The organism is Streptomyces sp. NPDC006265 (assembly GCF_040613555.1).
Lineage (GTDB): Bacteria > Actinomycetota > Actinomycetes > Streptomycetales > Streptomycetaceae > Streptomyces.
The window spans coordinates 1-2,959 of the sequence record NZ_JBEXSH010001015.1; the positions used below are offsets into that span (position 1 = coordinate 1).

The 2,959-nt window shown below is 75.6% G+C and carries 3 protein-coding genes and 1 pseudogene; 3 read left to right on the forward strand and 1 reads right to left on the reverse strand.

From position 1 onward, the window contains the following. A pseudogene (locus tag ABZ281_RS44425) lies at window positions 1-70 on the forward strand (TetR/AcrR family transcriptional regulator); the annotation flags it as partial. Here the strand turns inward: ABZ281_RS44425 and ABZ281_RS44430 are convergent. Next, window positions 63-677 (reverse strand): glycoside hydrolase family 20 zincin-like fold domain-containing protein, encoded by a 615-nt coding sequence (locus tag ABZ281_RS44430; RefSeq protein ID WP_356663969.1) that lies wholly within the window; start codon window positions 675-677, stop codon window positions 63-65. The pseudogene ABZ281_RS44425 and the gene ABZ281_RS44430 overlap by 8 nt on opposite strands. Window positions 678-871: 194 nt before the next feature. Between ABZ281_RS44430 and ABZ281_RS44435 the strand changes: the two genes are divergently transcribed. Both ABZ281_RS44435 and malQ read left to right on the forward strand, forming a co-directional pair. Beyond that, on the forward strand, window positions 872-1,129 hold the full coding sequence (locus ABZ281_RS44435) for a hypothetical protein (RefSeq protein WP_221759459.1): 258 nt from the start codon (window positions 872-874) through the stop codon (window positions 1,127-1,129). After that, the coding region (gene malQ / locus ABZ281_RS44440; RefSeq protein ID WP_356663972.1) for a 4-alpha-glucanotransferase at window positions 1,130-2,959 on the forward strand (1,830 nt) is incomplete at its 3' end. It abuts the gene before it with no gap.

The window sequence follows — 2,959 nt, forward strand, 5'->3', positions numbered from 1 at the left end:
CACCAGCCCCAAGGCGATCCTGGACCGCGCGGACGCCGGGCAGGGCAGCATGTACCACCACTTCAAGGGCAGCGTACGGCGGTGCCGGGCCAGTCGCGGACGACGGCCGCCGCGATCGTGCCTCCCCCAGGTTCTCGACTGCGCTCGGACAGGGGGGACCGCCAGGGGCGCAGGAGCTGCCGGAGTGTCTGCACGGCGTGGAAGAGGCCGTCCTCGCCGGTGCCGGTGAGGGAGACGCCGCCCGCGCCCACCGACAGCTCGTATCCCCCGGCGGGCAGGGCGTGGCGGTCGTTCCGGCCGACGGGCTCCGTCCGCATGTGCACGACCAGGGCGCCAGGTCCGGCCGTGTCCGTGATCCGGCGGGCCCCGGCCTGCCGCAGCAGCTCGCGCAGGGTGTCGACCGCGTAAGGGTCCGCCCGTGCGTCGGTGATCAGGGCGACCTCGTCCGACACGGCGACCGGGGCGCCGTTCGCGCGCAGCGACTGGGGGCGCGGCCAGACGGCGAGGTCCGGCCCGGCGGTCTCGGGGGTCGTCGCGGTCGCACTCGGGGGAGACGGAGCCGCCGTCGCGGCGGGCGGGGCCGCGAGGCTCCCGGCGACGACGGCGACCGCGAGGGCCGCGGCCCGCTTCCCACGCCGCAGTCCCACAGGCCCCCTCCAGATGCTTCCGACCGGCACGACGAGCCCACCACCCGTCCGGTGAACGTGTCAACGAGAGTGGCCGTTGTGGGTGAAATGTCGGAATCTGGAGTGCGTGGAGGGGAGTGGAATGTGAGCAGAAGCACGATGTTGGGCCCGGGGTGTCTGCCTTCGCGTCGACTGGGTAGGGCTGCGATGACCCGTTGAAAGCCGTACCCGACAAGGAGGCCCCCGTGGCTGCGATGACTTTCCTTCCGCTCCCGGCCCCGTCCAAACCCGTGGCGGACCAGTCCGCCGACCTCGACGACCCCCACCATGCCGACCCCCGCTACTGCGTCTTCAGCTCCGAGAGCACCCACACCGAACTGCCGCTGACCAGCGAGCCCCCGCTGCCCGACGCCGAGCCCCTCACCAGTGAGCCGCCGCTCGCCGAAGCCGCCCCCCTGACCAGCGAGCCCTCGGCCTTCGTCCCGGACTACTCGAGGATGTAGATGACCGCACCCCGGCCGGCCGGCCCGCCCTCCGAGGACCTGTCACGCCTCGCCGTCCTGCACGGCGTCGCCACTTCCTACAGCCCCTCCCCGGACCGCTCGGTCGCGGCCTCGGCCACCGCGGTCACCCTGACCCTGGCCGCCCTCGGCGTGGACGTGAGCACGCCCGGCGCCGTCCGCGCCGCGCTCGCGGCCCGCGAGCGGGAACTGGGCGAACGGCTGCTGCCCCCGACCGTCGTCGGCTGGAGCGGCCGCCCTCCGGCCGCCCTGGCCGCGCTCCCCGAGGGAACCGGGCTGCGGATCGACACCGAGCAGGGCGAGAGCCGCGCCGAGGCCGACGGCCTCCCACCCGGCGTGCACCGGCTGACCGCCACCACCCCCGACGGCCGCACCGCCACCGCCCACCTGATCGTCGCCCCGCTCCGCCTGCCCACCCCCGCCGGACGCTCCCACGGACTCCTCGTCCAGCTCTACTCCCTGCTGTCCCGCCGCTCCTGGGGCATGGGCGACCTCGGTGACCTCGCAGAGCTCGCCGGCTGGGCCGGGCGGTCGCTCGGCGCCGGATTCGTCCAGGTCAACCCGCTGCACGCCGCCGTGCCCGGAGCCCCCACCGACCCCTCCCCGTACCGCCCCTCCTCGCGCCGCTTCCCCGACCCCGTGCACCTGCGCGTCGAGGACGTCCCCGAGGCCGCGTACGTCGAGGACCCCGAACGCCTGCGCGCTCTGCTGGAGAGAGCGGGCCGGCTGCGCGAAGCGGTGCTGGACAAGGGCGCGTTGATCGACCGGGACGCCGTGTGGGAGCTCAAGCGGGAGGCGCTGGAACTGCTCGGCGAGGTTCCCCTCGGCCCCGGCCGGCGCGCCGCCTACTGCGACTTCCTCGCCGAGCAGGGCCAGGCCCTGGAGGACCACGCCACCTGGTGCGCCCTCGCCGAGGTGCACGGCTCGGACTGGCACCGCTGGCCGACCGGCCTGCGCGATCCGCGGTCGGCCGAGACGACCCAGGCACGCAACGGCCTCATGCACCGGGTCGACTTCTGGTCCCGGCTCGCCTGGCTCACCGACACCCAGCTGACCGCCGCGCAGCGCGCCGGACTCGAGGCCGGGATGCCCGTCGGAATCGTGCACGACCTCGCGGTCGGCGTGCACCCCGGCGGCGCCGACGCCTGGGCGCAACAGGAGCACTTCGCCGCCGGCATGTCCGTCGGCGCCCCGCCGGACGCCTTCAACGCCCGCGGCCAGGACTGGGGCCTGCCGCCCTGGCGCCCCGACCGCCTCGCCGAGTCCGGCTACGCCCCGTTCCGCGACCTGCTGCGCGCCCTGTTCCGCTACGCCGGAGCCCTGCGCATCGACCACGTCATGGGCCTGTTCCGCCTCTGGTGGGTCCCGCAGGGCCACCCGCCCACCGAGGGCACCTACGTCCGCTACGACGCCGAGGCCATGCTCGCCGTCCTCGTCCTGGAGGCCTCCCGGGCCGGGGCGCTGGTGATCGGCGAGGACCTCGGCACCGTGGAGCCCGGCGTGCGCGAGGCGCTGCGCGAACGCGGCGTGCTCGGCACGTCCGTGCTGTGGTTCGAGCGCGACTGGGACGGCGACGGCCGTCCCCTGCCCCCCGACGGCTGGCGCGCCGACTGCCTGGCCACCGCCACCACCCACGACCTGCCCTCCACCGCCGCCCGCCTCACCGGCGAGCACGTCGAGCTCCGCGACAGCCTGGGCCTGCTGACCCGGCCCCTGGAGGAGGAGCGCGCCGAGGCCGCCGCCGACGCGGGGGAGTGGCTGTCCCTGCTCTCCCGGCTCGGCCTGCTGCACGGCACGGGCGGCGGCGGTGAC